Annotated in this window: 4 protein-coding genes and 1 pseudogene; 2 read left to right on the top strand and 3 right to left on the bottom strand. The window is 59.7% G+C overall.

All coding sequences use genetic code 11. The features are described 5' to 3' along the window. The first annotated feature begins 550 nt into the window (after positions 1-550). Positions 551-733, top strand: a complete 183-nt coding sequence (locus AC1DVA_RS26855) for a hypothetical protein (protein ID WP_476807913.1) — start codon at positions 551-553, stop codon at positions 731-733. A gap of 359 nt (positions 734-1,092) precedes the next feature. Further along, complete coding sequence (locus AC1DVA_RS26850; protein ID WP_265055519.1) at positions 1,093-1,455, top strand: hypothetical protein; 363 nt, start codon at positions 1,093-1,095, stop codon at positions 1,453-1,455. Positions 1,456-1,683: 228 nt separating this feature from the next. Here the strand turns inward: AC1DVA_RS26850 and AC1DVA_RS26845 are convergent, their stop codons facing one another. The 3 genes and pseudogenes from AC1DVA_RS26845 to AC1DVA_RS26835 all read right to left on the bottom strand — a co-directional run. Next, positions 1,684-1,887: a CsbD family protein gene (locus AC1DVA_RS26845; RefSeq protein ID WP_265055521.1), complete on the bottom strand. Its 204-nt coding sequence runs from the start codon at positions 1,885-1,887 to the stop codon at positions 1,684-1,686. Between the two features lie 331 nt (positions 1,888-2,218). Then, positions 2,219-3,406, bottom strand: a complete 1,188-nt coding sequence (locus tag AC1DVA_RS26840; protein WP_265055522.1) for an extracellular solute-binding protein — start codon at positions 3,404-3,406, stop codon at positions 2,219-2,221. Between the two features lie 55 nt (positions 3,407-3,461). Further along, positions 3,462-3,645 (bottom strand): annotated as a pseudogene (locus tag AC1DVA_RS26835) (mandelate racemase/muconate lactonizing enzyme family protein); the annotation flags it as partial.

The raw sequence follows: 3,645 nt of genomic DNA, 5'->3' as shown, positions 1-3,645 counted from the left end.
TCATTCTCGTTTCCTTTTCTGGCAGGTCCATCTTACTGGCGTCATCCCATACCCGACTACGTCGCCATCGGGAGGACCGTGCCCTTCGCGAACTCTCCCGCAGCGATACCGATCGGCTGCTGAGTCGCTGGGTAGCCGCTATAGGGCGCGAGATTGAATAGCGTTTTCGCACCCACGTTCAAGGCTCGATGATTGCTACCAACACGCGGGTCGGGCTCGTCATCGTTCGCGTTGGGGAAACTGCGATTGGATAAATCGAGAGGGGCTCCCGCAGTCCCCTGTGTGGTAGGCAGCCTGGGTCCGGACGCCCTATCGTACTCCCCGCTAACTTTCGTCAAACGTCCGCTCCGCGCCCAACGCGAAGGCATCCGACGATACCAATACCGAACTCCTTAGGCTACCCTCCGACCACGGTGCGATGTCTGCGAAAAGCTAAATCAATCAGGCAGCTTAGACGCGCCTCAGCGCTCCATTATCTTCACCCCCAATTCGAGCCAGCAAATTCTTTTCGGTTTCGGGCAACAATGTTCGCCCGAGGCGGTTAGGTCTAATGCAGACCTTGAAAGTGTATGCCATGTCAAAGCTCGTCGTTTTGGTCGTTGAAGATGAAGCATTGATCCGCCTGGTCGCGGTGGACTTCATTGAAGAGGCAGGCTTTGAGGCTGTTGAGGCTGCCCATGCTGAAAAGCCATCGAAATTCTTAAGTCACGCGACGACATTGCCCCCATCGTAATTGTGGTGGCCAGCGGACGTGTCATCCCCAATCAGGGACAGCTGCCTTCCGACGTGCGCCACATTAGAAACCATACAGCTCGAAAGAGGTTATCGCCGCGCTGAGTGCCGCGGCGTGACCCAGCCCGACGAAATCTGGATTGAGACGGAAGCCGACTACGACATCGCCCTCATGGGGTTGCGCAGCTGATCGAATGCGATCCTGACAGCCCGGAAGAAGAGGAGCTGAACGCACTGCTCAAAGCCATCGAAGCCTGGGGTACCCAGCTATGCCACCCCAGCCGCTGACTTGACTACGAAGGAGCCGATTTACCCCGTCCTCGACACATGGGGCGCGCCCCATAGGTAGAAAGAGCAAACATGAAACACACGTCCGTTCTGGCGCTCTTACTTTTTGCGTCAATTAACACCGCCGTCGCCCAGACTGCCGGGCCGACGACGGCTGCACCTTCCGAAAAGCCTGCATCGCCAGAGCTGGCGTCCTGCAAGGCAGCAGCGCTTCGCACACTTTCAACAAGTGACCCTGACATTAAAGATATCTATTTCGACGAGGACGGTATGACGATAGCGACCTCCGAAACCAAAATTGAGGACATCGAGGTCAATCGAATTATCATGGGGCAGGCCTATCTTCGAACGGACAAGTCAGACAAACCGCGGGGCTTTCTTTGCCTGATCGGTGATAAGAGCAAGGTGCTGCTGACGTTCTTTACCGCTAGATAGTACGCATCCCATTTTCCGGAGCATCCCGAAAAGTGCCCGGGAACAGCCCATTGGCCGACCTCAAGATCGTCGTCGGATGGTTACTGTCGTCGCGGAAAACTATGGCGAAAGCCGCGGTCGGCAAGGCGGGCGTCAGTTCAGCGGCGGTGGCCCAGCTACTAGGTAAGYCGCTGTAAGTCGAAAAGGGCCTCGCTCACAGAGCGAGGCCTGTTACGCTACACGCAGATACTACCAAGTTTGGCGATCGTACCAAGTGTCGACGTCGGCCTTCACTTGATCCTTAGCCAGGCCATAGCGCTCCTGGATCTTGCCCTCGAGCTGATCGCGCTTACCGGCGATCACGTCCAGATCATCGTCAGTGAGATCGCCCCACTGCTCTTTGATCTTGCCCTTGATCTGCTTCCAATTACCTTCGACGCGGTTCCAATCCATCGGATCTCTCCTTGGTTTTGACTAATACCTACTCAACGCCCAGGGACACCGTTTGTTCGGAGGGCCGCTCAGATTTTGAGGAATGGATCAGGCAGCGAGCGCGTGCTGACGTAATACGTCGTGCAAGGTGACCTCGCCGACGAGGCCGCCAGCGCTGACAGCGGTTTCGCCACGCTCGATTTCGTGTGCGAACCGGACCGCCGGATCCGCCTCCAGCTTCTCGAATAGCCGTTGGAGGCCGGGATAGTCGCGGCGATCGACGACATCGTGTTACTTGGTCACCGCGCGATTCCGATGAAATACGCGTCGGAAGACGTAGCGCGAAACGCTCTCACGGCTTCTTTTTCCCGGCGATTTCCATATCCCAGATTCGAAACGCCTGAGCCATCTGGTTGAGCTCGAGCGGCATCTCGACAGGAACCGAGGCGATCAATGCCTCGTATTCCTCCCGACCGAACTCCGCCAATGTCTTCTGGCTCGCGGCGGGCGCGGCCGAGAGCGGCACGTTCTTCACGGCTGGACCTGGATATAGGTAGCCCTCGTCATAGGCGAGCGCCTGCTGTTCGGGTGAAAGCATAAACGACACCAGATCGAGGATGACCGCCATTCGCTCGGGCGCGACGCCGGCGGGTACGGCGACGAAATGCGCGTCTGCGATGAAATGCGACCCCTTGAGTGCGATCGTCTTGGCCTCCTTCGGCACTATGCCCAGCGCGCGCGGGTTGATGTCCCATCCCATTGTCGAGGTGATCATGTCGCGGGAGCCGTCGCCCAGCTCCTTCATCGTCACGGCGGTGCCGGTCGGGTAATACTCGATGAAGTTATTGAGCTCGCGCAGATAGGCCCACGTCTTGTCCCAGCCCTTGGCAGGGTCCTTTGGATCGGTGTCCTTGAGCAGATAGGGCAAGGCCATGAGGAAGCCGCGCGCCGGTCCCGAATTCGACGGCCGGGCGTAGAAGAAGCGGTTCGGGTTCTGCCGGCACCAGTCGAGCAGTTCGGCCGTGGTGGTCGGGGGCGATTTCACCCGGTCGGGCATATATTCGAGCAGGGGGCCCGACGGCGTGAAGGCAATGCAGACGCCCTGTCCCTGGGTGACGGCCTGCATGCGCTGGACGTCAGGGGCATAGATGTCGGCGAGTTTGGGCAGCGCCGCGGCATGGTCGGGAAACAGCTTCGTCCAGACCTGCTGCTCCGCGCCCGCGGAAATCGCGTCGGTGCCGACCAAGGCGATGTCGATGTCGACGCGGTTGGCCGCCTGCTGGGCCTTGAGCTTCCCGGGCAGCTCGGGCGAGGGCGCCTTGGTGAAGACGAAGCGGCCGACGAGGTCGGGCCTCGCCTTGCGGTAGTTTTCGAAGACGGGCTGCGTCAAAGCCAGACTTCCGGCTGCGTCGATGACGGATATCGTCAGGGGCGATGCCGGCTTCGGGACCTGCCCGCGGGCGCCGTGGGCCGAAGCGGCAAATGCGGTCGCGGCCGCCAATCCGCCGACGAAACGGCGCCGATCGATCTCGTTAGTCATCTCTTCCCTCTTGGTTTGTTTTGTTTCTTGCGTTGTCGCCTGCGCTGGCCCGCGCCTACGGGCGCTTGCCAAATCTCTCGAAGCTCGCAGCCAGCGGCGTGGTTCCCGCGCCGGGCTGCTGCGGCAGCGCATAGAGGCCGCCCTCCACCCGGATCGGCTCCTGGAAATGGTCCTTGATCCAGGGAATGTACTCGAGGATCGTCGAGGCCGGATGCCAGTAGGACAGGTGCACATGCACT

This window comes from Allobosea sp. P4_C6, assembly GCF_056402015.1.
The sequence above is the reverse complement of the archived record's forward strand: the minus strand, read 5'-3'. Positions and strand labels throughout refer to the sequence as shown.